Below are 25,754 nucleotides of genomic sequence, written 5' to 3'. Positions count from 1 at the left end.
CCGGCCTCTCTGTGTGTTGCTAGCGCGTCGCCGGCCTGGCGGTCGCGGTCGTCATTGCGGTATTCAGGATGCGCTCGCGCAGCGCCGGGTCGAGGCCGGCGAGAATCTCCGCCGCTTCGCGCGCGGCCGTGAGGCTACCGGCAGCGTTGCGCGCGCTCGCCTGGGCGCTTTCGACGGCGTGACGGACGGTCTGCGGCAGCGTCGTCTCGGCGGGCTTGTTGCCGTGAACCGGAGAGTTCACCGCGATCAGCCCGATGATCGCGACCTTGCGCAGGAAGTGAGCCATCTCGATCTCCATCGCCGATGCGCCTTCGGCACCGGACAAGCGAGATTAGGCAGAGATCCGGAAAAAACGCGTCATTCCGAACGCTCAAATGCGAGTCGAATGCCACAGCCGATCTTCAGGTTCCATTCACCCTGCTGCGAACATCGAATATCGACGCGGAAACGTCAGAATTTCAGTTAAGGCCATGAAAGATTTGGGATAATTCTGCTTTTCCGCTTCCTGTGGAGTATGTGGGAGCTTGCGCCTTAAGTCCCGCTTAAACCGCGCATGGCGAGATGCGTGACGCGGACGGGTGGTCCGCAGAGTTTTAGGCGTTGCGTTCCGTATGGCGATCACAGCACTGAGGACACAGGCGGCGGCATTGGTGCATGCATCGGTGCGGTCGAACCCGGCTGAACGTTTGCGCCACGAGCGCTTCGTTCTGTCGCGTCTGCTCGTCGGAGGCGGCGCGCTCAGCCTTGCACCAGCCTATCTTGCCTGGCGCGGCGCGCTCGGCGCTTTCGAGGCAGTCATGGTTGTGGCCGCCGCTCTTCCCGTCCTGGCCGTCGTGCTGCTCTCCCGCACCGGCCGGCTCGACATCGCGCACCTGATCTCGTCGGCGGCTCTGTCGCTCTTCATCATCGCGCTCGCCGGTGCGACCGGCGGCCTGTCTTCACCGTTGCTGCTGTGGCTCGTCGTCGTTCCGGTCGAGGCGGCCTTTTTCGGCTCGCGCGACTTCGTCCTGAGGGCGGGCTGGGTGGCCGTTGCGGCGCTGCTGGCCGCCATCGGCCTGCAGCATCTCGGCCTCCTGGCCGGGCCTGCCGTCTGGACGAGCGAAGCAATGTCGATGCTGGTCATCGTGGCCCTGGCGCAGGTGCTGATCGTGACCGCGATCATGCTGCGCCGGCGCGATGCCGAGCGCCGCGCGCACCGCGCGGCGGATACGCGGGCGCAGCTCCTTCTCGATCATGTCGGCGATCTCGTGACCTGGCATGACGCCAACGGTTCCGTCGTCTTTGCGAATGCCGCCGCGCGCGCTCTCGCTGGCGCGGAGCCGCGCGAACTGCTGGGGCGCGGCCTGCTCGATCGCGTGCATGTCGCGGATCGGCCGCTCTTTCTGAAGGCGCTCAGCGATGCCGCCCACGGCGATGGCGCGGCGACCGCCTGCTTCCGCACGCTCTTCGTCCCGCGGGAGGGCGAGAATCGGCGGCCAGTCTCGCTCTGGCTGGAAATGCAGGCCTATCGCACCGGGGAGGCCGAGGGGAGGGACGGAGCAGCCGTGGTCTGCGTGATGCGCGACGTCACGGCGCGCCGGGCGGCCGACGACGAGCGCGACCGCGGCCACGCCGAAGCCCTGCGGGCGAATGACGTCAAGGCGCAGTTCCTGGCGACTGTGAGCCACGAGCTGCGCACGCCGCTGAACGCCATCATCGGCTTCTCCGAGATGCTGGGGACCGAGGAGAACGGCTGGATCGATGCGGCCAAGCGGCTCGAATACGCCCGGATCATCCATGCATCCGGCCACCACCTGCTGGAAGTCGTCAATACCCTGCTCGACATCTCGAAGATCGAGAGCGGCGCGATGGAGATCGAGCGGGACCCGCTCGACCTTGCCGAGCTTGCCCGTGATTGCTGCACGTTGATGGCACTGCGCGCCCAGAACGGCGGCGTTGCGCTCGACCGTGTCGCGGGCCCGGCTCTTCCGCCGATCGAGGGCGACAGGCGCGCAATGAAGCAGGTCGTGCTGAACCTGCTGTCGAACGCAATCAAGTTCACGCCGGAAGGCGGGCGCGTCATGCTCGCCATCGTCCGCGACGGCGATATGATCGACCTGTCCGTTTCCGATACCGGCATCGGCATCGGGGCTGCGGACCTGCCGCGGCTGGGCGATCCCTTCTTCCAGGTCAAGGGCGCCTATGACCGCAACCATGAGGGCACCGGCCTTGGCCTCTCGGTCGTCCGTGGCCTGGTCGGCCTGCATGGCGGGCGCATGACTGTCGAGAGCGCTCTCGGCGTCGGCACGCGGGTCTCGATCCGGCTGCCGGTCGGCTGCTCTGAAGCCGTCGAGCCGCTGGCCAAGATCGTCACTTTCGCGCGCGCCCCGCGGAAGGGGCTCGAAACCAAAGAACCACTCCGTCTGACCGCCTGAAACCGAGCTGACCGATGTCCGTGACCATGGCCGCCCGTGCCCATTCCAGCGCTTCCCTGTCCGCCCCGGTTCGGCGCGCGCAGCCGGCGCGTCGCAAATCCTCCTGGCTCGGGCGGATCGGCCGCACAGTCGGACGGCGGCCGGGCCGGGCGATCCTGCTTCTCGCCTTCGGCATCGTTTCCTGTGCGATCGTCGCCAATGCGCTGATGTTCCAGAAGGCGCGCCATCCGGCGCCGATGCTCTCGGCTGCACCGGCCGCCCCGCCCCGCGCGGCGGCCGAGCGCCGCGCCGAGCCGGCCCCCGCGTCGATCCCGGACACTGCACCGGCTCCGCTTGCGACGCCGGCGGCGGCACCGTCGCGGCCGCCGGCGCGGCCGGCCGATCTTTCGAGCGCGCAACCGGTGCGCGAGGCGGCGCCGCGTCCGCCGGCCCCGGTCGCCAGCCAGCCGCGCACGGCGCAGTCGGCGACGACTTCGGTGCCCAAGGCGGCCCCGCTTCGCGACCCGATTGCCGACCTCATCAACGGTGGCGACCTTCGCCCGCCGGCCGACGTCAAGGGCGCGGCTTCCCGCTCCGCTGCCGCCCCGCGCCGATCGGCCGAGAACTGAGCCGGGCGGCGCCGGGCGATGGCGCGCCTGACCAGCGATTTCTGGGTCTCGGCCTACCTTCGGCAGGCCGCCTTCGATGGACTCGTGGCGGTGCTGCGCCGGCGGGGCGCGCGGGAGGCCGGTGCGATTTTCGTCAAGCTCGATCGCCTCGACGGCAAGGCCGCCCTCTATGGGCCGGCGCCGCAATCGTTGGCCGAGGATGACGGCGAGCGTCGCTTCCAGCTCCTGATCGATGCCGATCCGCTCACGGTTGAGGATCGGGTCGACAAGGAGCTGCGCTTCGACAGCGATCTCTGGCTGGTCGAGATCGAGAACCGGACCGGCGATCCGCGCCTCAAGCTTGCCGAGAGCTAGCCCCTTCTCTCAGCCCCGCTCACGCTTCGAACCGATCCGGCCGAGAACGTCGGCGAGGCCGAGCTGAACGTCCGGGCGGGCCGCGCCGGGCCGGCTCGGCGTCCCGCTCGGGTCCATCGCCGGCTGGTGCTGGCCTTTGCGCTGCGGTGCGGACACCGGCTGCACGCCGGCGATCAGCATCGCCAGCCGAAACGCGATCGATGGCTTGACCAGGCGCATCAGCTCGACCAGCGCGAAGATCCGTTCGACCGAATGCGCCGTCTCGTCGCCGAGGCGGATCAGGAAGCGCGTTGCGTCTTCGACGCGCGCTCCGCTGGCAATAAGGCTCAGAGCCGCAAGATCGCGCGAGGCATCGCTCGCAATCGCAGCAGCGAGCGGCGCGTCGCCGCCGAGATGCCCGGCGACCGCGGCGAATGCACTCGCGCGGTCTTCGCCTGCAAGGACGAGCCAGTCGGCAAAGGTCGAGCTGGCGACCGCCGGCCGCCGCTCGCTCGGATGCAAGGCCTCGCGCGCCATCAGCGATTCGAGAATGGCGAGGCGGCGCACCGTGCCTGCGCGCAGGAACAGCGGTGCGAGTTCGAGATTGGACAGGTCTTCCCGTGCGAGAAGGCCGAGCTGATAGGACGGATCGATCCGCGAGCGCGCGACCAGCGTGTCGACGGCGGCGCGAGGCAGCGGCGCCTCCCGATTGCCGATAAGGGTAAGATCGATGGCGCGATCTGCTTCGGAAACCAGCAGCAGGACTGCCGTATTGGTGAGGTCCTGGCGGACAGCGAGCGCGCTACGCATCGCCGTATCGCCGGTCTCGGCGAGCCGTTCGAGCTCGACGGGCGAAAGCGGCATGCCGTGACGCAGCATCTCGATCAGAACCGCGCCGCCACGGGCGGCCAGCGCTGTCAGCACCGCGAGCGGCGCATGCTGCCAGCCTGCGAGCTTGCGCGCCAGGATCAGCGCGGTCGGCTCGTCGATGGTCGGAATCAGCATCGCCGCCATCTCGCTGAAGGCAGCCAGATCCTCCTGCGGCGGCTGTTGGGTCGACATCAGCAGGTCAGCCTTCACCCGCAGCGAGACCTGGCTGAGACCGAGGTCGCCGTCGCGGGCGAGGCGGGCAAGATCGGCGAGTTCCTGGGAAATACGGGCAGGCATGCTTGGCTCGGCTGCGAATCCGACGTGTTCGCTCAGATTATCCCCGAGGCATTAAGGCCACGTTAACCATGCTGGAGCCTGATGGCTTTGAGGGCCTGCGACAAAGGGTGCGGCCTTGCGCACCAGGACGGCTCTCGCGATTGCAACTCGGGCGCTGGATAGGAGGCGCTGCATGACCGTCATCATCCCCTTCGCGCTCTATCGCTATCCGCAGGCGCGGTCCTGCCCGTTTCCGCGACGCGTGGCGGAAATCCTGTTCTTCACCGGCGTGCGCTACGAGCGGCCTGCCGAGACCTCTCCGCTTAAGGCCAAGACTTCCTCGGCAAAGGCGCGGCCCGCGCGGCGCCCGCGCAAGGCGGCAAGCAAGATGGATCACAGGCAGCCCGCGTGAGACGACGTCTACCCGATCAAGCGCTGCCGGCCGGACCGCCGTCCCCGGCCATTGCCGCACTGGCGCTGTCTTCCGCGCTTGTCCTCACCGCTTGCACTGCGACCGACGGCGATCTCGGTCGCCCGCGGCCGACGGTCTGGTCGCAGCTCATCGCGCCGGAGAGCGGGTTCTTCGCCGCGGCGTCGCGAGGCGAGGCAGCGTCCTATTTCCGCCTGACCGATGACGAGGAGCAACTGCGCGATCGCGCCTGGCGCTTCGTCATGCCCGCCAGCCCGCACAGCGTCTTCCAGGGCGAGATATCGAATTTCGCGCATAGCCGCATCCTGCCGGTCGCGGCGCAGTCGAACGACGTTTCGGACTACTTCCGCGGCTTGACTTCGGTGTCCTTCGCCTCGCAGGCCTCGCGCTATAACCGCCTCGCGGAAGACGCGAATGCCGACCGCCTGCTGGTCGGCCCGTTTCGGGCCAACGCGATGCGCGTCGTCTCCATGGACCGGGTCCGCATGCGGGCCGCCGAGGGATCGCCGGATGTCGCTCCCGGCAAGGTTGAGCCGGCCATGGCGCGGGTGATCGAGAACGAGGGACTGGTCTACTGGGTCTGCGAGCGCCTGGATTTCCGGATCAGGAGCTATCGTTACGCCCTGACCAATCTCGTCGTCGAGATGCCTTCGCGGGAGGCGGTCCGGGCCGAACGTGCGATCATGGCGCTGGCGGCCGAGTCCGCGCCGCTCTGCCAGATGCCGCTCAACGGCACTTTCGGTGAGGGCAAGCGGCCCGTGGTCTACAAGGGCTAGTTTTCCGGCCGGGGTTCGCTCAGTTCGCCATCCCGCATTCGACCCCGGTCGCGAGCGCCTCGGCGTCGGCCTTGTCAGAGGGCAGCCGAACGAGGACGCGCACCGCGATCAGCCCCTGATCGGTATCGGAGACGATACGCAGCTCCCGGCTGGTTTCACCCTCCTCGTCGGCCGCGATGCGCTCGTCGCGCTGGGCTTCCGTCATGACCAGGAATTCGAGGACGCCGCGGATCGCCGCCCGGTCGGTGATCGCGTAGATCACGCCGCCGCCCTGGCGGTGCAGGGTCAGGCCGAGCGGCAGAAAGCCGGTCCTGGCGACGACGCGCATCGGCCCGTTGGAGAGGTCATAGCTGCAGATCGCCGTGACGACATCGGGATCGGCTTCGCGCAGTGCCGGCAGCCCGCGTGCATCGCCGGGCGCCGGGATGAGTTCGGCACGGCCATTGGTGCCGAGTTCACGATAGGCGTGCGCGGCATCGTGCAAGGACAGCGAGGGCAAGGCCAGGATGGTGACGATATGCACGATGGCGGCAAGGATCAGCCCGGCCAACGTGGTCATGACAAGGCGCACGACGCCGCTGCGCAGCCGGGCTCTCCATGTTGCGGCTGATGGGACGGGGGGCGTCGCCACGTCGTGTCCGATCGCGCTCATCGGCAGTCGAGGCGTGCGATGCGGGGCAGGTTAGTGGCCCGCGTCTCGCCGGTCTGGCTGGAGATCGGAGTATCGTAGAGGCGTAAGCGGAACTGGAAGCGCCCGCTCGCCGGCAGGGGAAGCCAGTTGCCTGCGACCGGCGTTGCTGCGGCCGCGATCGACAATTGTCCGTCCTCGGGACGGACAATTTCGGAATCCGTGAAGCTCGTGCGTTCCAGCGGCAGTCGGAAGGGCAGCCCGTCGATATCGGTGACACCGAGCGTCCAGCCGCGCGTCGTCGGCGTGGCACCGGAGATCTGGTAGCGGCAGCGCCCGTCGAGGAGCTGTCCGTCGTCGTCGCGCTCGGCGATGAGCTCTAGCCCTTCGCCCGAGCCCAGCGGCAGATGGACGCCGCGGGCGAGATAGGCGCGCATATAGGGGTCGATGTCGCGTCCGCCGCTGCGTGGCCAAGCCATCCACGCCCCGACCTCGACCTTGCCGAGAGCGGGCCGGCCGGCCACGGCCCAATGCGCGGAGCCGAGGCCGAGTCCGGCTCCGAGCGCAAGGATATAGGCGAGATCGAGAATCCGCACGCTTGCCTTCCGCTGGCGTGATGCCCCTCGCGCGAATTGACCCGTGTGAATCCGGCTCGTCAACCTTCTGCGCCTAGCGCAGCCGCGTGTCGGCCCCGGAGACCTCGCGGATGCCGACCTGCACCGGCTTGCCGGCCACGCGCGATCGCTCGATCGTCTTGAACAGCGAGCCGACAGCCGACAGCACCTCGAAGGATTGCCGCGGCATGTGCCCGGCGCCGGGCCCCGGCTGCTGGCCGGCATCCGGCGCGGCTGCTGCCTTGGCGACGACCAGAGCCTTGGGATCGGTGGTTGGCACGCCCGGAATCGGCTTCAGTTCGAGACCCTGATGGGCGAACTGCATGATCTCCTTGAACGTCATCGCCGGCAGCGAGCCGCCGGTCATGTTGGCGGTCTCGGCCGAGTTGTCGTTGCCGAACCAGACGGCCGCGACGAGGTTGCCGGAGTAGCCGACATACCAGGCGTCCTTATAGCCGTTGGTGGTGCCGGTCTTGCCGGCCGTCACCACGCCATCCAGCGCCGCGCGGCGGCCGGTGCCTTCGGTCGGCACTTTCGAGAGCATGAAGTTCATGTCCTGCGCCACCTGCGCGCTCAGCACCTGCTTGGGCGGTGGCTCGTCCCGGTCGTGGCGGTAGATCACCTCGCCCTGCGAGTTGGCGATCTCGATGGCGGCATAGGGCTTCGCCCGTTTGCCGCCATTGGCGAAGACGGCATAGCCCGCCGCCTGGTCGATGACGGTGACCTCGGCCGCGCCGATCGGCAGCGAGACCGTGTCGGTCAATGGCGTGGTCAGGCCCATGGCGTGGGCGGTCTCGACGATCTTCTTGCGGCCGATGGCGGCGGCGCGCGCTTCATGGGTCTCGCCGGTGGCGCGGCCGATGGCGATCGACATCTGCACGGGGATGGTATTGATCGATTTCGCCAGCGCGACGGTCAGCGGTATCGACCCGGCATAGGAGCGGCCGTAATTGTTCGGGCACCAGTTGCCGATGCAGACCGGTCGGTCGACGACCATGGTCGTCGGCTTGTAGAGCCCAGTCGAGAGCGCTGCTGCGTAGACATAGGCCTTGAAGGAGGAGCCGGGCTGCCGCTGGCTCGCCGTCGCCCGGTTGAACTGGCTCGCGCCGTAGTCCCGGCCGCCGACGATGGCGCGCACCGCCCCGTCAGGATCCATGACCACGGTCGCGGCCTGCTTGACGCGATAGGCCGGGCCATGCTGGCGCAGAACCGTCTCGATCGCTTCGTCCGCGCGTGCCTGGATCGCGGAATCATGCGGCGTCTTCACCAGCAGAACGCGGTCGGGCCCGAGCTTGCCCTCCGCAACGAGCTCCTTCACCGCGTCGAAGGCCCAGTCGAGATAGTAGTCGGGGCTGGAATCGCGCTTGCGATCGACCGGCGTCGCCGGATTGCGCTTGGCGCTGTCGACCTGGCCGGCGGTCATGAAGCCGGCATCGACCATGGCGTTGAGCACGTCGTTGGCGCGCGCGCGAGCGGCCGGCAGATTGACATGCGGCGCGTATTTCGTCGGCGCCTTGAACAGGCCGGCCAGCATCGCTGCCTCGGCCAGCGAAACGTCCTTCACCGACTTGCCGAAATAGTATTCGGCTGCCGCCGCGGCGCCGAAGGTGCCCCCGCCCATATAGGCGCGGTCGAGATAGAGCTTGAGGATCTCGTTCTTGCTTAGCCGGGCCTCCAGCCACAGCGCCAGGAAGGCTTCCTTGATCTTGCGGTCGAGCGAACGCTCGTTGTTGAGGAAGAGGTTCTTGGCGAGCTGCTGGGTCAATGACGAGCCGCCCTGGACCACGCCCGAAGCTCGGGTGTTGACCAGCAACGCCCGGAAGGTACCGATCACGTCGATGCCGAAATGGTCGTAGAAGCGGCGGTCCTCGGTCGCCAGCACGGCCTTGAGCAGATGGTCGGGCATCTCCTCCAGCTTGAGGGAGTCGTCGTGACGCGCCCCGCGATGGCCGATCGGCTGGCCGTAGCGGTCGAGGAAGGTGACGGCGAGGACCTGGTTCCTGAGGGCTTCCTCATTGCCGATGCGAAAGGCGGGCAGGGCGAGCATCAGCAGGATGAGGGCGCCGACGATGCCGATATTCAGCCCTTCGCTGGCGAACTCGGCCGCGACGCGCTTGAAGCCGGTGACGGTCAGGCGGTCGGCCTGGCTGCGGATGCGCTCGTAGATGTCTCCGGCGCGGCGGCCGGCGCCCCACAGGCTGGCATCGAGCCATGAATCGGCAGCGAGCGCATAGCGCTTCAGCCGCGTCTTCCAGCCCGCCTTCCTGAACTCCATGGCCGTTCCAGGCTTCCCGAATGGCCCCCGGCACAGTCCTGCCGCGCGATGATCGCCTTGGCAACAGCATTGCGCCCGAGAATGGACACATAGTTACGCGCCATCTCCAGATAAGGGACGGGCGCAAAGAATCCTGTCCCGCGAGCAGGAAGCGAGCCACTGCCGTTGTCCCATCATGATACGGGAGCTGCCGCCAACGCGGCGCTCTTCCATCTTGGCGCGCGGCGGCGCATAAGCCCGCCATGACGCTGAAGCAGCCGAAAGACGAGCCGTTCTGGCGCACCACCTCGCTCGAGGCGATGTCGGTGGAGCAGTGGGAATCGCTCTGCGACGGCTGCGGCCGCTGCTGCCTCGTCAAGCTGGAGGACGAAGACACCGGCCGGATTTTCGCGACCGACGTCGGCTGCCGGCTGTTCGACGCTGGAACCTGCCGCTGCAAGGACTATCCGAACCGTTCGCTCAAGGTGCCGGACTGCGTGACGCTGACGCCGCACGACGTGCGTACGCTCCCTTGGCTGCCGCCGACCTGTGCCTATCGCCTCGTCGCGGAAGGCAAGGATCTGCCCTGGTGGCATCCTCTCGTTTCCGGGGATCACGAAACGGTGGTGGCGGCGGGCGTATCCGTCCGCGGCCGCGTCTTCGCCTCGGAGGACGAGGTCCCGGAAGAGGAGGTCGCCGAGCGCATCGTCAATTGGCCGTTGCGCTGGCCTCGCGCTGCGCGCGGCAAGGCGAAGTGAAGCATCGGCGTTTGTGCGCTGCCGGGCATTTTATTGCACCTGCTCATTGATTGTTCAGGTGCTTTTGGGCATGACCGCCCCATCCCGCCGCCGGGGCCGCCAGGGCACCGACGGCATGCACACGAAACTTTCGCATCGCCGCGGCGTTGCTGCGTCCGGCTGCAAACCAAGAGGTTGAAGTGATGGCTGGTGGGAAGTGGGTCTACACCTTCGGCGACGGCAAGGCCGAAGGCGAGGCCGGGATGAAGAACCTGCTCGGCGGCAAGGGCGCTAACCTCGCCGAGATGAGCAATCTGGGCCTGCCGGTTCCCCCTGGCTTTACCATCACCACCGAGGTCTGCACCTCGTATTACGACAACGGCAAGAGCTTCCCGGCCGATCTCGACGGGCAGGTCAAGGCCGCGCTCGACGGCATGGCCAAGCTCACCGGCAAGACCTTCGGCGATCCCGCCAACCCGCTGCTCGTCTCCGTCCGCTCCGGCGCGCGCGCCTCGATGCCGGGCATGATGGACACCGTCCTCAATCTCGGCCTCAACGACGAGACGGTCGAGGCGGTTGCGAAGGCCGCCAATGACGAGCGCTTCGCCTGGGACAGCTATCGCCGCTTCATCACCATGTATTCCAACGTCGTGCTCGATATCGACCACGGCCTCTTCGAGGAAGCGCTGGAGGACTACAAGGAGCGCAAGGGCCTGCACCTCGACACCGACCTCAAGGCCGCCGATTGGAAGGTGCTGGTCGGCAAGTACAAGGAGATCGTGAAGAAGGCGCTCGGCGCCGACTTCCCGCAGGACCCGCAAAAGCAGCTCTGGGGCGCTGTCGGCGCCGTCTTCTCCTCCTGGATGAACGCCCGCGCCATCAAGTATCGCGAGCTCAACAGCATCCCGGCCTCCTGGGGCACGGCGGTCAACGTCCAGTCGATGGTGTTCGGCAATATGGGCGACACCTCCGCGACCGGCGTCGCCTTCACCCGCAATCCCTCGACCGGCGAGAACGCGCTCTATGGCGAGTTCCTGATCAATGCCCAGGGCGAGGACGTCGTCGCCGGCATCCGCACGCCGCAAGACATCACCGAGGTGGCGAAGAAGGAGGCGGGCTCCGACAAACCTTCGATGGAGAAGGAGATGCCGGAGGCCTATGCGGAGCTCGTCCGCATCTACGGCATCCTTGAAAAGCACTATCGCGACATGCAGGACATGGAGTTCACCATCCAGGAGGGCAAGCTCTGGATGCTGCAGACCCGGTCCGGCAAGCGCACCGCCAAGGCGGCGCTGAGGATCGCGGTCGAACTGGCTACCGAGGGGCTGATCACGCAGGAGGAGGCGGTCGGCCGCGTCGAGCCTTCTGCCCTCGACCAGCTCCTGCACCCGACCATCGACCCCAAGGCCGAGCGCCGCGTGCTGACCACCGGCCTGCCGGCCTCGCCCGGCGCTGCCGCGGGCGAAATCGTCTTCAACTCGGACGACGCTGAAGCCGCCAAGAAGGCCGGCCGCAAGGTCATCCTCGTGCGCGTCGAGACGTCGCCGGAGGACATCCACGGCATGCACGCCGCCGAAGGCATCCTGACCACGCGCGGCGGCATGACCTCGCATGCGGCGGTCGTGGCGCGCGGCATGGGCAAGCCCTGCGTCTCCGGCGCCGGCCAGATCCGCGTCGACTACGCCAAGGGCACGCTTTCGATCGGCCCGACCACGTTGAAGGCCGGTGATTTCCTCACCATCGACGGCGGCAACGGCCAGGTGCTGCTCGGCGAGGTCAAGATGCAGAAGCCGGAGCTCTCCGGCGAGTTCGCGACGCTGATGGGCTGGGCCGACAAGGTCCGCCGCCTCAAGGTCCGCGCCAATGCCGAGACGCCGGAAGACGCCAAGACGGCCCGCGAGTTCGGCGCCGAGGGCATCGGGCTCTGCCGCACCGAGCACATGTTCTTCGACGAGAACCGCATCCAGGCCGTCCGCGAGATGATCCTCGCCCAGGACGACAAGGGCCGGCGCGCCGCGCTCGCCAAGCTCCTGCCGGTGCAGCGCCAGGACTTCGTCCAGCTCTTCACCATCATGAGCGGCTTGCCGGTCACGATCCGCCTGCTCGACCCGCCGCTGCACGAATTCCTGCCGCATGGCGAGAAGGAGATTGCCGAGGTCGCCGCGGCGCTCGGCGTCAGCTCCGATGCGTTGCGGCAGCGCGCCGCCGAATTGCACGAATTCAACCCGATGCTCGGCTTCCGCGGTTGCCGTCTGGCGGTGGCTTTCCCCGAAATCGCCGAGATGCAGGCCCGTGCCATCTTCGAGGCGGCCGTCATCGCCGCCAAGGAAACCGGCAAGCCGGTGATCCCGGAGGTGATGGTTCCGCTCGTCATGGGCAAGCCCGAGCTCGATCTGGTCAAGGGCCGCATCGACGCCATGGCCAAGGCCGTGATCGAGGAGAGCGGCACCAGGATCGACTATCAGGTCGGCACCATGATCGAGCTGCCGCGTGCCGCCTTGCGCGCCGCCGAGATCGCTGAGAGCGCCGAGTTCTTCTCGTTCGGCACCAACGACCTGACGCAGACGACGCTTGGCATCAGCCGCGACGACGCCTCCTCCTTCCTTGGCTCCTACACCGCCAAGGGGCTGCTCGACGCCGATCCCTTCGTCACCATCGACCAGGACGGCGTCGGGGAGTTGGTGAAGCTCGCCGCCGAGCGGGGCCGTAAGACGCGCTCCGACATCAAGCTCGGCATCTGCGGCGAGCATGGCGGCGACCCGGCCTCGATCGGCTTCTGCGAAAGCGTCGGCCTCGACTACGTCTCCTGTTCGCCCTTCCGCGTGCCGATCGCACGGCTCGCGGCAGCGCAGGCTGCGCTGGGCGCGATCAAGCCGAAGGATGGTTGAGACGGGAGGCGCGGGATACAAGCCGTCATGCTCGCCCTGGTGGCGAGCATCCACGTCTTGAACACCGCATTGCCCAAAGCAAGACGTGGATGGTCGGGACAAGCCCGACCATGACGAGGTGGCCGTGCCCTTGAACCTCACCACCATCGGCTTCGATGCCGACGACACGCTCTGGCAGAATGAGCAATTCTTCCGGATGACGGAGGATCGCTTCGTCGCGCTGCTCGGTGAACATGGCGAGGCGGCCGAGATTTCCGGCCGCCTGCTCGAAGCCGAGAAGCGCAATCTCGGCTTCTACGGCTTCGGCATCAAGGGCTTCGTGCTCTCGATGATCGAGACTGCGATCGAGATCACCGGGGGGCAGGTCCCCGCAGCCGTCATCGGCGAGATCCTCGCCGCTGGCCGCGAGATGGCAGCCCATCCGGTCGAGACCTTGCCTCATGTCCACGAGACCCTTCAGGCCCTGTCCGGCGACTACCGGCTCGTGCTCATCACCAAGGGCGATCTCTTCGACCAGGAGCGTAAGCTCGCCCAGTCCGGCCTAGGCGATTTCTTCCATGCGGTCGAGATCGTCAGCGACAAGAAGGCCGCCACCTACGACCGCATCTTCACCCGTCACGGCGACGGAGCGGGGCGGGCGATGATGGTCGGCAATTCGCTCAAGTCGGATATCCTGCCGGCACTGGAAGCGGGCTCATGGGCGGTACATGTCCCGCATGAGCTGACCTGGGTGCTGGAGCATGCCGAAGAACCCGTCGGTCACGGGCGCTATCATGCAATATCGGACCTTGGCCCTCTGCGCGGCCTTGTCGAGAAACTGTTTCGCTAGCGTTTCGCAGCCAAGCGGTGCCAGGGGTCAGTCGACCCAAAGGCCATGTCTGCGATGCCATTCCTCGATCGATTCCTCCGGATAGTCTTCGAAACTCTGGTCATTCGCAGCGATATCCGGGTCGACCCAACCGGCCTTGAAGCGCAGCATGATATGGGTCTTCTCGGGAGCGCGCGGCAGATGGCTGTCGATCGCCGAGGCGAAGGGATGCAGCAGATCCGGCCAGCGCGGATCGAACAGCCACAGCGCCGTCCCGCAGCCCGTGCAGAAGCGGCGCTGCGCCTGCGAGCGCTCGCAGACACCGTCATCGCCTCTGATTTCCGCGCTGAAGCTGCCGATCGCGTCTTCGCCCTCGACCTTCAGCGTCTGGGCTACGGCCGACAGATTGATCGCGAAGCCGCCTCCGCCGGCAGTCTTGCGGCAGATCGAGCAATAGCAGAGCTGATACGGGACGGGTGCATGGCTCTCGACGGAGAAGTGCACCGCTCCGCAGCGGCATGAGCCCTTCAGCTTAATCGGCATGATGCAGCCTCCATTCGCCAGTCAAACACCGGCTTGGGCCGAGTGTTCCGAGATGTCTGCTGCCGGCTTACTGGACCTTTCTTGCATTCCATGCTAGGGAGCACGATGTAAGACGAGATGCGGCCGGGTTCTGGCCACCCCTCCGTTCGGCTGCTTGTCCGGTCGGCGGTTACGAATCAGATCCACCACACATCGCTACAAGGCCATGGCGAGGCGTCCGCGCGTCCCGTCGTGTCATCACGATAGACGCGGATCTGAAACGTAAGGACTACCCCCATGAACAAGGGCACCGTGAAGTGGTTCAACACCACCAAGGGCTACGGCTTCATTACGCCTGAGAACGGCGGCCAGGACGTTTTCGTCCACATCAGCGCTGTCGAGCGCGCCGGCCTGCGCGAGCTGCGCGACGGCCAGGTCGTCTCCTTCGAGCTCGTTGCCGATCGCAAGACCGGCAAGACTTCGGCCGGCAACCTCGTCGTCGCCTGAGCCAGACTAACGCCGGGACGGCATCGCGCCGCCCGGCTTACGACAAGCCTGCCGGCGCTGTGGCTAGCGGTTCGCCGGCGGGTTCGACTATCAGTATCAGGCCGGATGCGGGCCTGCGGCGCGGCCGAATTCCACATGCGCCCCTCGCATCGCGGCGTCCGGAAAGACTTTTCTTGACCAAATTCACCGATCTCGGCCTCGCCGAGCCGCTGCTCAAGGCGCTCGCGGCCGAGGGCTATGAAACGCCGACGCCGATCCAGGCGCAGGCGATCCCCCACATTCTCCAGGGCCGTGACCTGCTCGGTGCAGCCCAGACCGGCACCGGAAAGACGGCTGCCTTCTCGCTGCCGATGCTGCATCGGCTGCTCGGCAAGCCGCGCCAGATGCCGGCCCGCTCCGTGCGTGTCCTCGTCCTCTCGCCGACCCGTGAGCTCGCCGCCCAGATCGAGACCTCGATTCGCACCTACGCGCAGTTCACCACGCTGCGCTCCACGGTGATCTTCGGCGGCGTCCCGGTCGGCAAGCAGATCCGCGCCCTCGGCGACAAGATCGACATCCTCGTCGCCACCCCCGGCCGCCTGCTCGACCTCGTCGACCAGCGCGCCGTTTCGCTGCGCGAGATCGAGTTCCTCGTCCTCGACGAAGCCGATCAGATGCTCGACCTCGGCTTCATCCATGCGCTGCGTCGCATCTCCACGCTGATCCCGAAGGAGCGCCAGACGCTGCTCTTCTCGGCGACCATGCCGAAGCCGATCCGCGATATCGCCTCCGCCTATCTCACCAATCCGGTCGAGGTCGCGGTGACGCCGGTCGCGACCACTGCGGAAAAGATCGACCAGCGCGTCATCTTCACCGAGCCCAACGACAAGCCGGCCCTGCTGGCGAAGACGCTGAACGTGCCGGACCTCGAGCGCGCCATCGTCTTCACCCGCACCAAGCACGGTGCCGACAAGGTCGTGCGCCAACTCGCGCAGTCCGGCATCGAGGCGGCGGCGATCCACGGCAACAAGAGCCAGGGCCAGCGCGAACGTGCGCTCGGCGCCTTCCGTGACGGCTCGCTGCGCATCCTCGTCGCCACCGACATCGCCGCCCGCGGCATCGATGTCGACGGCGTCAGCCATGTCGTGAACTACGACCTGCCGAACGTGCCCGAGAGCTATGTCCACCGCATCGGCCGCACGGCACGCGCCGGCGCTTCCGGCGTGGCCATCGCCTTCTGCACGCCGGAAGAGCGCGGCGATTTCGCCGCTATCGAGAAGCTCACCGGCGTCAAGCCGACGCCGATCGGCGAGGTGCCCTATTGGGATGGGCGCACGCCCAAGAAGCCGCAGCAGAATCGCGGCGGGCGCGGTCAGCAACAGTCTCGCCCGCAGGGGCAGGGCCGTCCGCAGGGGCAGCCGGGCAAGCGTTCCGAGCAGGGCGGCCACCACCATGCCGGTGGCGGCGCGCGTCAGGAGCGCCACGAACGGCCGCGCAATCCCGAGCGCACCCCGCGTCCCGAGCAGGCGACGCAGCGAAAAGACGGTGCTTCCGCAAAAGAAGGGCTTGGCGGCGTCGCGTTCTTGCAGCAAAGAACACAGCAACCACGCACCAACGGCGCCCGGCGGCGCGCGCGCTGACGCGCGATCGGCCAGAACAGGGCGGGCCTCATCTCGGCTTACTTGCCGGACGGTGGTCCGCTCCCGCGCCAAAGGGCTCACGAAGGACGACAGATGGCGAAAGAAGAACTGCTTGAATTCGACGGCACCGTGGTCGAGGTGCTCCCGGACGGCAACTACCGGGTCAAGCTCGACAATGACCATGTGATCCTGGCCTATGCGGCCGGCAAGATGAAGAAGAACCGCATCCGCACCATCGCGGGTGACCGGGTCATCGTCGAGATGTCGCCTTACGATCTCGATCGCGGCCGCATCAACTTCCGCCAGAAGACGGCCGGCCCGGCCCCCGGCGGTCCGCCGCGCCAGAACTTCCGCCGTCGCTGAGCGATCTGCCGATGCGCCTGTCGCGGAATGAGCTTCTCTTCATCGCGCTGGGCGCCATTCTCGGCGCTGCGGTCGCTTACGGCGCGAAAGCGGGCTTCGTCGTTCGGGACGGAGCCTTTCCGCCTTTCGTCATCGTGCTGCTGGGGCTTGGCCTCGCGGAGCTGCTGATCGGCTACGCGGCAGGGCGCTCGCCCGGCACGCTGGTCGGCATGCCCGCCCGCTTCCTCGCCTTCGTCGTCGGGGTCTGCATCTTCCTGCTCGGCGAACGCTACATCTGAGCGGACGGGCCGCGCCGCACTGCGACCCCAAAAGCCGGACGCCACAAAAAAACCCCGGCGCGAGGCCGGGGTGTAAGTGGTCATTTCCGTGGTAAAAAAGGGTCTGCGTGAAACTCCTGCCCGGTCGGCTCAGTAGCCGGCGCGGGACCAGTATTGCGAGCCGGGACTGACCAGAACCTGGCGCTGCCGCGTCTCGTAGACGGCGGGGATTTCTTCCCGCACGACTTCGGTGGGACGCACCATCACCTTGCGCTGACGCTGCGTGTAGACCGCCGGAACCATCTCGTATTCGACTGTCGCCGGCGAAACCTCGACCCGGCGGTTCCGATAGCCGTATTGCGCGGGCACATCGACCCAGCACCCGACCGTATTTCCCCAGGCATCGCGCGTCACTTCCCAGCGCCGCGTGGCGGGCGCGACAAGCACCGTCTCGGTCACGGTCTCGTAGACGGCGGCCCTAGGGCGCGCAATACGCCGCTCCGGCGCGATCATCACGTTATCGGTCACGGTTTCGTACTCGGCGGGAACGACGCGATGCTGCGTCTGCGCCGGGCGAACCTGATAGGTCTCGTTGATGGTGCCGTAGACCGGCGGCGCGTTGACGAGGTTGTAGCAGGCGGAGCCGCGGCAGCCACCGGCTTCGGCAGCGGAGGCGCCAAGAAGCAGCGTCGTGGCAAAGGCCGAGGCGGCAATGATCCGGGATGACGGGAGCGAGCGCACCATGTTGGACCTGACCTGTCGGTTCCGGCGTCAGCGCGCCGTTCGTTATGGTCAGAAAGCCCGGGCGAAGAGGTGAACGCAAGGTAAATGCTGCAACAAGGTAAAATTAACCATGTTTGACGGCGCGCGGATCGGCAGAGATCCGGCGTCGGCTTCGCTGCCGAATGGCGCTGCGGATCCAGTCGTAGCCGCCCGCAAGCGTGGGCGGCCATCGCTCCGGGTGTTTGAGGCCCGGCCTCGGTCGTCAGGTCTGGCCGGGGCGAAGCTGGTAGAAGACGTGCTGGCCGATCGTGTCCATCTTCTGCAGCTTCTTGGCCCAGTACGGCCGCACATACTGCGCATGGTAGTGCGTGGAGGCGCCGACTTCGGGCAGGTAGGTCGTGCCCTCATAGACCTCGCGTGCGATCCTGACCGCATCGCGCCAGGGGCCCGGCTCGGTGATGCGTAACGACTTGCCCTCGCAGGTGAAGGTGAATTGGCAGGAAAGGTAGCGGTTGCTGTTCTGGTAGACGACGCCGCAGACGCTGCTTGGATAAAGCCCGCTCTTGGCGCGGTTGAGCACGACCTGCGCCACCGCTGCCTGCCCCTGGAAGGATTCGGAGCGCGCTTCGAAATAGACCGCCTCAGCCAGGCAGCGCTGTTCCTTCGCCATGGCCTCCGGTGCGATCAGGCCGGTGTAATCCTGCTTCACGCCGGGCTCGGCCAGGCGCAGGTCGCGATTGGCCGGTGCCGAAGCGAGCGCGATGCGGCTGCGCTGCTGCGGCGCGCCATGCGCGGGCAGGGCGGGGGGCGTCAGCGTGCCGATGACCGAGCCGACGAGTGGCGTCGAGGAGGATTGCCGGTTGGCCTTCGGCACCGATGGAGACGAGCCGTCGATGCTTTCGAGAAAGAGCTCCGCCTGCCGCGCCGAGGTGATCTTCGGCTTGAGCGAGACGGGAGAGGAATCCGACAGGGCTGGATCGGTCAGGCCCTCCTCGTTGGCATAGGCCTCGAAGCCGGTCTGCGGGCCATCGACGGCCTCGGCCGCGCGCAGCGCGTCGATCGAGAAGCCCCCTGAAATCAGCTTGGGCTGGGTGTCTCCGAAGACGACGCGCTCCAGCTCGACGGAAGGGTGTTCGGTGAGGCCCGGCCGCAAGCTAGGCAGCATGTCGCCCTTGGCGGTGCGGTCGACCTCGGGAAAGTTGGCGGCGGTGCGCTTCATGTCCTCGCGCGGCGCGCGGGGGTCGACGACGATCCGGCGCTCCGGATCCTCGAAGGAGAGCTTGGCCTGGGTGACGGCGGAGGTGAGCGCCAGGCCGGGCAGACGGAAGGCGCTGGCCGCGACCAGCATCGAGGGGCCTTCGGCCAACTCCGAGGCGGGGCCGGGCGCGACCCGGTCGATGGCGCTGGAGGGCAGGCCGGTCGGCCCGAAATTCTGGCCGGCGGAGGCGGTGAAGGACACAAGCAACCCGACCGACAGCGCCCAGGGCGCAACCGTGTTCGCGGCCCATTTGATGCCGAGAGGGCGCGCTCCCCGCCCATGCCTGTGAAGACGCCGATGACTCAAAGCGACACACCCGTCCCGATCGCACGGAACGAAAAACCCAGCAGACGACGCTGCGCCTTCGTTGGAATCCGTTATCGCCTTGGTAAGGTTGAGCGCCGGTTAACACCGCTGTGGCTCCGGCATTCCATGCCGCGCCGTGATGTCAAATTTCACGAAATCGCGCTGGTTGCCGCGCGGGCAGGGCGATAACGTGTAGCCACACTTCCGACACTCCCGACTCGCCGGAGAAATCCATGCCGTCCACTCCAGCGCGCAGCTACGCACCGGAGGTCATCGTCGCCGCCGGCTGCCTGATCGCCCTGATCACCTTTGGCCCGCGCGCCAGCGCCGGCCTCTTCCAGATCCCGATGACGCTGCAGTTCCACTGGGGCCGCGACATCTTCGGCCTGGCGCTCGCGATCCAGAACCTGCTCTGGGGCCTCGGCGCGCCCTTCGCTGGTGCCATCGCCGATCGCTACGGCACTGTGCGGGTGCTTTGCGTCGGCGCTGTGCTTTACGCTGCCGGCCTCGTCATGATGGCCTATGCCACCACGCCGCTGCAGCTCCATTTCGGCGCCGGTGTGCTGATCGGCTTCGGCCTCTCTGCCTGCTCCTTCAACCTCGTTCTCGCAGCCTTCGGCAAGCTCCTGCCGGAGCAGTGGCGGCCGATGGCATTCGGCGCCGGCACGGCGGCTGGCTCCTTCGGCCAGTTCCTGTTCCCGCCGATCGGCAACATCCTGATCGATACGCTGGGCTGGCAGCAGGCGCTGATCGTCTTTGCGTTTACGCTGCTGCCGATCCTCCCGGTTTCGATCGTGCTGGCGACGCGCAAGCTCGGTTCGGCCGGTACGACGGCTGCTGCCAACCTGCCGAACCAGACCGTGGTGCAGGCTCTGAGCGAGGCCTTCAAGCACCGCAGCTATGTCCTGCTCGTGCTCGGCTTCTTCACCTGCGGCTTCCAGCTCGCCTTCATCACCGTCCACATGCCGGCCTATCTCAAGGACGCCGGCCTGCCGGCCTGGGTCGGCGGCTGGACTCTCGCGGTGATCGGCCTTGCCAATGCCGTGGGCTCGCTGTCCTCCGGCTGGCTCTCGACCCGCATGCCGAAGCGCCATCTCCTCGCCTGGATCTATCTTGGCCGTGCGGTGGCGATCGCTGCCTTCATCATGCTTCCGCCCAGCCCAGTGACCGCGATCACCTTCGGCGTCGTCATCGGCCTGTTCTGGCTCTCGACCGTGCCGCCGACTTCTTCGCTGGTCATGCTGATGTTCGGCACCAAATACATGGCGATGCTCTACGGCTTTGCCTTCTTCTCGCATCAGGTCGGCGGCTTCCTCGGCGTCTGGCTTGGCGGCGTGCTCTACGAATCGATGGGCAACTACCAGCTCGTCTGGTGGCTCTCGGTCGCGCTCGGTGTTGCATCGGCCCTGATCAATCTGCCGATCGTCGAGCGGCCGGTGCAGCGGCCGCAGGTGCAGCCGGCCTGATTCGGAAGACGATCCAACGCACGGCCGATGGGGTTGCGGCGGCGGGCTGCCGCTGCAACCTTGTCGGCCTTCGCGTTTCAGCGCTGAGGAGATGGTGATGACGACGTTCAAGGCCCTCGTGGCAACCAAGGGCGAGGCCGGGCCGAAGCTCGCCTTCACCGATTTCGCCGAGAGCGACCTGATGGAGGGCGATGTCACCGTCCGCGTCACGCATTCGACGGTGAACTACAAGGATGGCCTCGCCATCACCGGCAAGGCGCCGGTGGTGCGCCGCTGGCCGATGATCCCCGGCATCGATTTCGCCGGCCGGGTCGAGGCCTCCGACAATCCCGATTTCAAGCCGGGCGATCTCGTCGTCCTCAACGGCTGGAGCACCGGCGAGACGCATCTGGGCGCCTACGCCCAGAAGAGCCGGGTCAAGGGCGACTGGCTGGTGCCGCTGCCGGAGGGCCTGACGCCCGCTGAGGCGATGGCGATCGGGACGGCCGGGTATACCGCTATGCTCTGCGTTCTCGCGCTCGAGAAGCATGGCCTCAAGCCTTCCGACGGCCCGGTCGTCGTGACAGGTGCCGCCGGCGGCGTCGGCTCGGTCGCAATCGCGCTGCTGGCCAAGGCCGGCTGGCACGTCATCGCCTCGACCGGCCGCGCCGAGGAGGCCGATTACCTCAAGGGTCTGGGCGCGGCCGAAATCATCGACCGCAACGAGCTTTCGGCGCCGGGCCGTCCGCTCGGGAGGGAGCGCTGGGCCGCCGGCGTCGACGCGGTCGGCTCGCATACGCTGGCGAACCTGCTCTCGATGACGAAATATGGCGGTGCCATCGCCGCCTGCGGCCTTGCGCAGGGCATGGACCTGCCGGCCTCGGTAGCGCCGTTCATCCTCCGCGGCGTCGCGCTGCTCGGCGTGGATTCGGTGATGTGTCCCAAGCTGCGCCGGCTCGAAGCGTGGAAGCGCCTTGCCAGCGACCTAGACGGCGAGAAGCTCGCGCTGATCACCACGACGATCCCGCTCGATGCTGTGATCGAAACGGGCAAGGCTATCGTCGAGGGCAAGGTGAAGGGCCGCGTCGTCGTTGAGATCGGCTGATCCCTATCCCTCGAACAGAGCTCGCTGCCGCGCCAGCTCACAGCTGCAGAAATCCATGAAGGCGCGCACGCGCGGCACGTGACGGATGTCGGGGTGGGTGAGCACCCATAGCCCGGTCGCGAAATCGGGATTGGGCGGCAGGAGCCTCATGAGGTCCGGCCGTTGGTCGGCGATGAAGCACGGCATAGGCCCGATGCCGAGGCCGCGCCCGACCGCTTCGGCGATGCCGAGCACGGCCGAGCTCTTCAGGGCGATCCGCTCCGGTTCGACATGCTCGCGCACGAAGCGGGCCGCCTTCACATGGGAGAGCTGGTCGCCGAGCGCGACCCAGTCCCGCTCGTAGAGCAAGGTGGGATCCGCTTTTTCCTCAGGCGTGATGCCGTCTTCCGCGCGGCCATAGATCGCCCAGGCAATGGTCGCGATGCGCCGGCCGACCAGCGTCTCGCCGGGCGTGTCGCTGGCGCGGATCGCAATGTCTGCGTCACGCTTGGACAAGTTGAGTGCCTGGTTGCCGACGACGACATCGAGCCTGATCAGCGGATGGGCGCGGCGGAAGGCCGAGAAGATCGGCAGGAGCACGTTCTGGTAGAGAGTGTCGGTCGTGGTGAGACGCAATTCGCCCGAAGGCGCGACATCGCGTCCGGCGAGACGCCGGGAGAAGGCCGTTACATCCTCGTCCATGCGGCTTGCGAGCGCCGTCATCTCCGCGCCGGCCACTGTCGCGACATAGCCGGTCTTGCGCCGCTCGAAGAGCGGCATGCCGACGATCTCCTCGATCTGGCCGAGGCGGCGGAACACCGTCGAGTGGTTGACCGACAGCGCCGCTGCGGCCCCGGTCAACCCGGCATGATCGGCGATGGCCTTGATCAGCCGGAAATCGTCCCAGGCGAGCTTGGCATTCATCGGCAACGCGTCCTCCGGCCGGCACGCAAGCCGAAATCTTGCATCGATGCAAGTTGGAAGGGGCCGTCATGCTCGGGCTCGACCCGAGCATCTCAGGAAGGAGGGCGCCTTATCTTGCAAGAGATCCTCGGGTCTGCGCTTCCCTTCGCCCGAGAACGACGCCTGTGCTCGTTATCAGCTGCGTGGGGCGGCCGCCCGCCGCAGCCGGTCATTGATCGCCTCGCCCAGCCCCTGCTGCGGAATGCGGGCGACGGCGATCGTTCTGAGGCCCATCTCGTCCAGCCGGCGCAGATGGCCGAAGAGATGGCTCGCCGCCTCGCGCAGATCGCCGGTCGGGCTGAGATTGAGCGAGGCCGGGAAGTCCTGCCCCGGCCCAAAGCCCAGCCAGGCCTCGCCATCGCGGGGGGCATCGGCATCGAGCCTGACGCCAGCGACCGGCGCATAGTGCGAGGTCAGCATGCCCGGCGCGATCGGGGCGTTACCGGCCTCGCCCGCCAGCACGAGCGGGCGGCCGATCACGCCTTCTATCGCCTCGCGCGGCACGCCGCCGGGCCTGAGCAGGCGTGGCGCGCCGTCGAGGCAGGCGACGATGGTGGATTCAACGCCGACCTCGGTCGGGCCGGCATCGAGAACGGCGTCGATACGTCCGTCGAGATCGGCCATGACATGGGCGGCGCTGGTCGCGCTGATCCTGCCGGAGCGATTGGCGGAAGGCGCTGCGATCGGGCGCCCGGCCGCTTCGAGAACGGCATGCGCGACGGGGTGGGCCGGGACGCGCAACGCCACCGTGGCCAGCCCCGCCCGCGCCAGCTCGCTGACGGTGCAGCCGGAGGATACCGGTACGACCAGCGTCAGCGGCCCCGGCCAGAAAGCTTGCGCCAGCGCCAGCGCATTGGCGTCGAAAAGGCCTTGCCGGCGCGCGCTTGCCAGATCGGGCAGGTGCGAGATCAGCGGGTTGAAGCTCGGCCGCTCCTTGGCGGCGTAGATGCCGGCGACGGCGGTGCCCTCGGTCGCGTCAGCCGCGAGGCCGTAGACGGTCTCCGTCGGCATCGCGACAAGGCCGCCTGTGCGCAGCAGCGCCGCGGCTTCGGCTATGCCGGCGGCGTCGGCAGCAAGAAGCTTCGTTCGGCGGAGGGCGGGCACGGGCTGGTTCACGACGAGATTGACCGAAGATAGTTTATATATAAACTAACTGACAGGCGCGACACGGGACGAAGGTCGCGCTCGCTTGCGCGTGGCATAGGCGATAGTTCCTCGCTACCATCGCGGCAACGGCAAAAGCAGGCTGCGGCTGCCCTTTCGGGCCCCCGCGCCTCAGGGAGACGACATATGAGCTATCGCGCCCCGGTTTCGGACATGCTCGCCACCATGCGCCATGTCGCAGGCCTCGACCGGCTGATCGCAGAGGGGCTGGCTCCGGAGCTCGAGGGCGGCGTCACCGAAGCCGTGTTGGACGAGGCGGCGAAGTTCGCGACGGACGTCATCGCGCCGCTCAACCGGGTCGGCGATGCCTATGGCTCGAAGCTGAAGGACGGCGCCGTCACCACCCCGCCAGGCTGGAAAGAGGCCTACAAGGCCTGGGCCGAAGCCGGCTGGAATTCGCTGCCGGCGCCCGAAGCCTATGGCGGGCAGGGCTTGCCGGCGCTGCTGCAATCCGCCTGCATCGAGATGTGGAACTCGGCCGCCTTCGCCTTTGCCCTCGGCCCGCTGCTGACGGTCGGCGCCATCGAGGCGCTTTATGCGCATGGCTCCGACCATCTGAAGGAGACCTATCTCGCCAAGCTCGTCTCCGGCGAGTGGATGGGCACGATGAACCTCACCGAGCCTCAGGCGGGCTCCGATCTCAACGCGCTGCGCAGCAGGGCCGAGCGCCAGCCGGACGGCACCTATCGGATCACCGGCCAGAAGATCTTCATCACCTATGGCGAGCACGATTTGACGGAGAACATCGTCCATCTCGTGCTGGCGCGCCTCCCCGACGCTCCTCCCGGCACGCGCGGCATCTCGCTCTTCCTCGTGCCGAAATATCTGGTCAATGCCGACGGCACGCTCGGAGAACACAATGACCTCCGCTGCTCCGGCATCGAGCACAAGCTCGGCATCCATGCCTCGCCGACCTGCTCCATGGCCTTCGGCGACGAGGACGGCGCCGTCGGCTGGCTGATCGGCGAGGAGAACCGCGGCCTCGCCTGCATGTTCACGATGATGAACAATGCCCGCCTCAACGTCGCGCTGCAGGGCGTCGCCATCGCCGAGCGTGCCTATCAGCAGGCGCTCGCCTTCGCTCACGAGCGCAAGCAGGGCGCTGCGCTCGACGCTCCGAAGGGCGCGCCGATGAGCCCGATCATCGTCCATCCGGATGTGCTCCGCATGCTCATGGACATGCGCGCCAAGACGCAAGGCGCGCGCGCGATCTCCTACCTCGTTGCCGAGGCGCTCGACCGCTCGCACCGCGAGCCGGATGAGGCGAAGCGCAAGGCTGCGGCCGAGCGGGCCGCCATCCTCACTCCCGTCGCCAAGGCCTATTCCACCGATATCGGCATCGATGTCGCCTCGACAGGCGTGCAGGTCCATGGCGGCATGGGTTTCATCGAGGAGACCGGCGCCGCCCAGCACCTGCGCGACGCCCGCATCGCCGCGATCTACGAAGGCACCAACGGCATCCAGGCGATCGATCTCGTCACCCGCAAGCTGCCGCTTTCCGGTGGCGAGGCGGTCAAGGCGCTGATCGCCGAGATGCGCGCCGTGGTCGGCGAGGTCGAGCGCGCCAACACGCCGGGCTTCGGCCATGCGGCTGCGCGTCTCGGCGCTGCGGTCGATGCGCTGGAGCGCGCGACCCAGTGGATGCTGGCGACGCTGGGTTCGAGCCAGGCCGACGCGCTGGCCGGCGCAACGCCCTACCTCAAGCTCTTCGCGCTGGCGCAGGGCGGCACCGGGCTGGCGAAGAAGGCGCTCGCCACCCGGGCCGAGGCGGAAGGCACCGGCGATCTCGCTACAGCCCGCTTCTATGCCGAATGCCTCGCGACCGAAGCGCCCGCGCTGGAACTCGCGGTGACGGAAGGCGCCGGCGCCATCGCCGACGCGGCGGCGGTCTTCGCCGCGTGAGCGCA

25 protein-coding genes are annotated in these 25,754 nt (G+C 67.4%); 15 read left to right on the top strand and 10 right to left on the bottom strand.

The features are described 5' to 3' along the window. Positions 1-19: 19 nt before the first annotated feature. Positions 20-286: a hypothetical protein gene (locus AC1DDA_RS05075; protein WP_476794891.1), complete on the bottom strand. Its 267-nt coding sequence runs from the start codon at positions 284-286 to the stop codon at positions 20-22. A 325-nt stretch (positions 287-611) separates the two neighbouring features. Between AC1DDA_RS05075 and AC1DDA_RS05070 the strand changes: the two genes are divergently transcribed. From AC1DDA_RS05070 to AC1DDA_RS05060, 3 genes are read left to right on the top strand one after another with little or no spacing between them, the layout of a single operon-like run. Beyond that, complete coding sequence (locus AC1DDA_RS05070) at positions 612-2,414, top strand: sensor histidine kinase (RefSeq protein WP_476794890.1); 1,803 nt, start codon at positions 612-614, stop codon at positions 2,412-2,414. A gap of 14 nt (positions 2,415-2,428) precedes the next feature. Next, on the top strand, positions 2,429-3,022 hold the full coding sequence (locus AC1DDA_RS05065) for a hypothetical protein (RefSeq protein WP_476794889.1): 594 nt from the start codon (positions 2,429-2,431) through the stop codon (positions 3,020-3,022). A gap of 18 nt (positions 3,023-3,040) precedes the next feature. Then, positions 3,041-3,376, top strand: coding sequence for a DUF1491 family protein (locus tag AC1DDA_RS05060; protein ID WP_476794888.1), 336 nt, complete (start codon positions 3,041-3,043; stop codon positions 3,374-3,376). Positions 3,377-3,385: 9 nt separating this feature from the next. On the opposite strand, the gene AC1DDA_RS05055 is transcribed toward AC1DDA_RS05060, so the two are convergent. Beyond that, complete coding sequence (locus AC1DDA_RS05055; RefSeq protein WP_476794887.1) at positions 3,386-4,522, bottom strand: DUF2336 domain-containing protein; 1,137 nt, start codon at positions 4,520-4,522, stop codon at positions 3,386-3,388. Positions 4,523-4,694: 172 nt separating this feature from the next. Between AC1DDA_RS05055 and AC1DDA_RS05050 the strand changes: the two genes are divergently transcribed. After that, positions 4,695-4,913, top strand: coding sequence for a hypothetical protein (locus AC1DDA_RS05050; RefSeq protein WP_476794886.1), 219 nt, complete (start codon positions 4,695-4,697; stop codon positions 4,911-4,913). Then, entirely contained in the window at positions 4,910-5,707 is a 798-nt protein-coding gene (locus AC1DDA_RS05045) for a hypothetical protein (RefSeq protein ID WP_476794885.1), read from the top strand. The genes AC1DDA_RS05050 and AC1DDA_RS05045 overlap by 4 nt, the downstream gene beginning before the upstream one ends. Before the next feature lie 19 nt (positions 5,708-5,726). Here the strand turns inward: AC1DDA_RS05045 and AC1DDA_RS05040 are convergent, their stop codons facing one another. The 3 genes from AC1DDA_RS05040 to AC1DDA_RS05030 form a co-directional block, all read right to left on the bottom strand. Further along, complete coding sequence (locus tag AC1DDA_RS05040; protein WP_476794884.1) at positions 5,727-6,266, bottom strand: DUF1254 domain-containing protein; 540 nt, start codon at positions 6,264-6,266, stop codon at positions 5,727-5,729. An 89-nt stretch (positions 6,267-6,355) separates the two neighbouring features. Beyond that, positions 6,356-6,931 carry a DUF1214 domain-containing protein gene (locus AC1DDA_RS05035; protein WP_441510996.1) on the bottom strand — a complete coding sequence of 192 codons (576 nt, stop codon included), beginning with the start codon at positions 6,929-6,931 and terminating at the stop codon, positions 6,356-6,358. A gap of 73 nt (positions 6,932-7,004) precedes the next feature. Further along, positions 7,005-9,224 carry a transglycosylase domain-containing protein gene (locus AC1DDA_RS05030; RefSeq protein ID WP_476794883.1) on the bottom strand — a complete coding sequence of 740 codons (2,220 nt, stop codon included), beginning with the start codon at positions 9,222-9,224 and terminating at the stop codon, positions 7,005-7,007. Positions 9,225-9,466: 242 nt separating this feature from the next. Between AC1DDA_RS05030 and AC1DDA_RS05025 the strand changes: the two genes are divergently transcribed. From AC1DDA_RS05025 to AC1DDA_RS05015, 3 genes are all read left to right on the top strand, one after another. Beyond that, entirely contained in the window at positions 9,467-9,961 is a 495-nt protein-coding gene (locus tag AC1DDA_RS05025) for a YcgN family cysteine cluster protein (RefSeq protein WP_441510998.1), read from the top strand. Positions 9,962-10,143: 182 nt separating this feature from the next. Beyond that, positions 10,144-12,828 (top strand): pyruvate, phosphate dikinase, encoded by a 2,685-nt coding sequence (gene ppdK / locus AC1DDA_RS05020; protein ID WP_476794882.1) that lies wholly within the window; start codon positions 10,144-10,146, stop codon positions 12,826-12,828. An 85-nt stretch (positions 12,829-12,913) separates the two neighbouring features. After that, a complete protein-coding gene (locus AC1DDA_RS05015; RefSeq protein WP_476794881.1) occupies positions 12,914-13,657 on the top strand; it encodes an HAD family hydrolase in 744 nt (247 codons plus the stop codon). 27 nt (positions 13,658-13,684) lie between these two features. On the opposite strand, the gene AC1DDA_RS05010 is transcribed toward AC1DDA_RS05015, so the two are convergent. Continuing rightward, positions 13,685-14,179 carry a GFA family protein gene (locus AC1DDA_RS05010; RefSeq protein ID WP_476794880.1) on the bottom strand — a complete coding sequence of 165 codons (495 nt, stop codon included), beginning with the start codon at positions 14,177-14,179 and terminating at the stop codon, positions 13,685-13,687. A 276-nt stretch (positions 14,180-14,455) separates the two neighbouring features. Between AC1DDA_RS05010 and AC1DDA_RS05005 the strand changes: the two genes are divergently transcribed. From AC1DDA_RS05005 to AC1DDA_RS04990, 4 genes are all read left to right on the top strand, one after another. Then, entirely contained in the window at positions 14,456-14,665 is a 210-nt protein-coding gene (locus AC1DDA_RS05005; RefSeq protein ID WP_441468752.1) for a cold-shock protein, read from the top strand. A 173-nt stretch (positions 14,666-14,838) separates the two neighbouring features. Continuing rightward, positions 14,839-16,284, top strand: coding sequence for a DEAD/DEAH box helicase (locus tag AC1DDA_RS05000; protein WP_476794879.1), 1,446 nt, complete (start codon positions 14,839-14,841; stop codon positions 16,282-16,284). 93 nt (positions 16,285-16,377) lie between these two features. Then, a complete protein-coding gene (gene infA / locus AC1DDA_RS04995) occupies positions 16,378-16,647 on the top strand; it encodes a translation initiation factor IF-1 (RefSeq protein ID WP_047578165.1) in 270 nt (89 codons plus the stop codon). 11 nt (positions 16,648-16,658) lie between these two features. Further along, entirely contained in the window at positions 16,659-16,925 is a 267-nt protein-coding gene (locus AC1DDA_RS04990) for a hypothetical protein (protein WP_476794878.1), read from the top strand. A 129-nt stretch (positions 16,926-17,054) separates the two neighbouring features. Here the strand turns inward: AC1DDA_RS04990 and AC1DDA_RS04985 are convergent, their stop codons facing one another. Together AC1DDA_RS04985 and AC1DDA_RS04980 are read right to left on the bottom strand one after the other, a co-directional pair. Further along, positions 17,055-17,648: a hypothetical protein gene (locus AC1DDA_RS04985; protein ID WP_441511003.1), complete on the bottom strand. Its 594-nt coding sequence runs from the start codon at positions 17,646-17,648 to the stop codon at positions 17,055-17,057. A 241-nt stretch (positions 17,649-17,889) separates the two neighbouring features. Then, positions 17,890-19,086 (bottom strand): cell wall hydrolase, encoded by a 1,197-nt coding sequence (locus AC1DDA_RS04980; RefSeq protein WP_476779814.1) that lies wholly within the window; start codon positions 19,084-19,086, stop codon positions 17,890-17,892. Positions 19,087-19,424: 338 nt separating this feature from the next. On the opposite strand from AC1DDA_RS04980, the gene AC1DDA_RS04975 reads away from it, so the two are divergent. Both AC1DDA_RS04975 and acuI read left to right on the top strand, forming a co-directional pair. Further along, entirely contained in the window at positions 19,425-20,657 is a 1,233-nt protein-coding gene (locus AC1DDA_RS04975; protein ID WP_476794877.1) for an MFS transporter, read from the top strand. A 97-nt stretch (positions 20,658-20,754) separates the two neighbouring features. Next, complete coding sequence (gene acuI, locus AC1DDA_RS04970) at positions 20,755-21,741, top strand: acrylyl-CoA reductase (NADPH) (protein ID WP_476794876.1); 987 nt, start codon at positions 20,755-20,757, stop codon at positions 21,739-21,741. 3 nt (positions 21,742-21,744) lie between these two features. Here the strand turns inward: acuI and AC1DDA_RS04965 are convergent, their stop codons facing one another. Then, entirely contained in the window at positions 21,745-22,644 is a 900-nt protein-coding gene (locus AC1DDA_RS04965; RefSeq protein ID WP_476794875.1) for a LysR family transcriptional regulator, read from the bottom strand. Between the two features lie 174 nt (positions 22,645-22,818). Further along, the gene (locus AC1DDA_RS04960) at positions 22,819-23,787 is read right to left on the bottom strand and encodes an L-threonylcarbamoyladenylate synthase (RefSeq protein WP_476794874.1); all 969 of its coding nucleotides are present in this window, start codon (positions 23,785-23,787) and stop codon (positions 22,819-22,821) included. 186 nt (positions 23,788-23,973) lie between these two features. On the opposite strand from AC1DDA_RS04960, the gene AC1DDA_RS04955 reads away from it, so the two are divergent. Beyond that, positions 23,974-25,749 (top strand): acyl-CoA dehydrogenase, encoded by a 1,776-nt coding sequence (locus AC1DDA_RS04955; RefSeq protein ID WP_476794873.1) that lies wholly within the window; start codon positions 23,974-23,976, stop codon positions 25,747-25,749. Positions 25,750-25,754: the final 5 nt, after the last annotated feature.

This window comes from Allobosea sp. 10N428 (assembly GCF_056394545.1).
This window is presented reverse-complemented; position numbering and strand designations above follow the sequence as displayed.

Bases quoted from the DNA above. Each gene is read 5' to 3' on its own strand.
- AC1DDA_RS05075 (WP_476794891.1), bottom strand. From the start codon at position 286: ATGGCTCACTTCCTGCGCAAGGTCGCGATCATCGGGCTGATCGCGGTG.
- AC1DDA_RS05070 (WP_476794890.1), top strand. From the start codon at position 612: ATGGCGATCACAGCACTGAGGACACAGGCGGCGGCATTGGTGCATGCA.
- AC1DDA_RS05065 (WP_476794889.1), top strand. From the start codon at position 2,429: ATGTCCGTGACCATGGCCGCCCGTGCCCATTCCAGCGCTTCCCTGTCC.
- AC1DDA_RS05060 (WP_476794888.1), top strand. From the start codon at position 3,041: ATGGCGCGCCTGACCAGCGATTTCTGGGTCTCGGCCTACCTTCGGCAG.
- AC1DDA_RS05055 (WP_476794887.1), bottom strand. From the start codon at position 4,522: ATGCCTGCCCGTATTTCCCAGGAACTCGCCGATCTTGCCCGCCTCGCC.
- AC1DDA_RS05050 (WP_476794886.1), top strand. From the start codon at position 4,695: ATGACCGTCATCATCCCCTTCGCGCTCTATCGCTATCCGCAGGCGCGG.
- AC1DDA_RS05040 (WP_476794884.1), bottom strand. From the start codon at position 6,266: ATGACCACGTTGGCCGGGCTGATCCTTGCCGCCATCGTGCATATCGTC.
- AC1DDA_RS05030 (WP_476794883.1), bottom strand. From the start codon at position 9,224: ATGGAGTTCAGGAAGGCGGGCTGGAAGACGCGGCTGAAGCGCTATGCG.
- AC1DDA_RS05025 (WP_441510998.1), top strand. From the start codon at position 9,467: ATGACGCTGAAGCAGCCGAAAGACGAGCCGTTCTGGCGCACCACCTCG.
- ppdK (WP_476794882.1), top strand. From the start codon at position 10,144: ATGGCTGGTGGGAAGTGGGTCTACACCTTCGGCGACGGCAAGGCCGAA.
- AC1DDA_RS05010 (WP_476794880.1), bottom strand. From the start codon at position 14,179: ATGCCGATTAAGCTGAAGGGCTCATGCCGCTGCGGAGCGGTGCACTTC.
- AC1DDA_RS05005 (WP_441468752.1), top strand. From the start codon at position 14,456: ATGAACAAGGGCACCGTGAAGTGGTTCAACACCACCAAGGGCTACGGC.
- infA (WP_047578165.1), top strand. From the start codon at position 16,378: ATGGCGAAAGAAGAACTGCTTGAATTCGACGGCACCGTGGTCGAGGTG.
- AC1DDA_RS04990 (WP_476794878.1), top strand. From the start codon at position 16,659: ATGCGCCTGTCGCGGAATGAGCTTCTCTTCATCGCGCTGGGCGCCATT.
- AC1DDA_RS04985 (WP_441511003.1), bottom strand. From the start codon at position 17,648: ATGGTGCGCTCGCTCCCGTCATCCCGGATCATTGCCGCCTCGGCCTTT.
- AC1DDA_RS04975 (WP_476794877.1), top strand. From the start codon at position 19,425: ATGCCGTCCACTCCAGCGCGCAGCTACGCACCGGAGGTCATCGTCGCC.
- acuI (WP_476794876.1), top strand. From the start codon at position 20,755: ATGACGACGTTCAAGGCCCTCGTGGCAACCAAGGGCGAGGCCGGGCCG.
- AC1DDA_RS04965 (WP_476794875.1), bottom strand. From the start codon at position 22,644: ATGAATGCCAAGCTCGCCTGGGACGATTTCCGGCTGATCAAGGCCATC.
- AC1DDA_RS04955 (WP_476794873.1), top strand. From the start codon at position 23,974: ATGAGCTATCGCGCCCCGGTTTCGGACATGCTCGCCACCATGCGCCAT.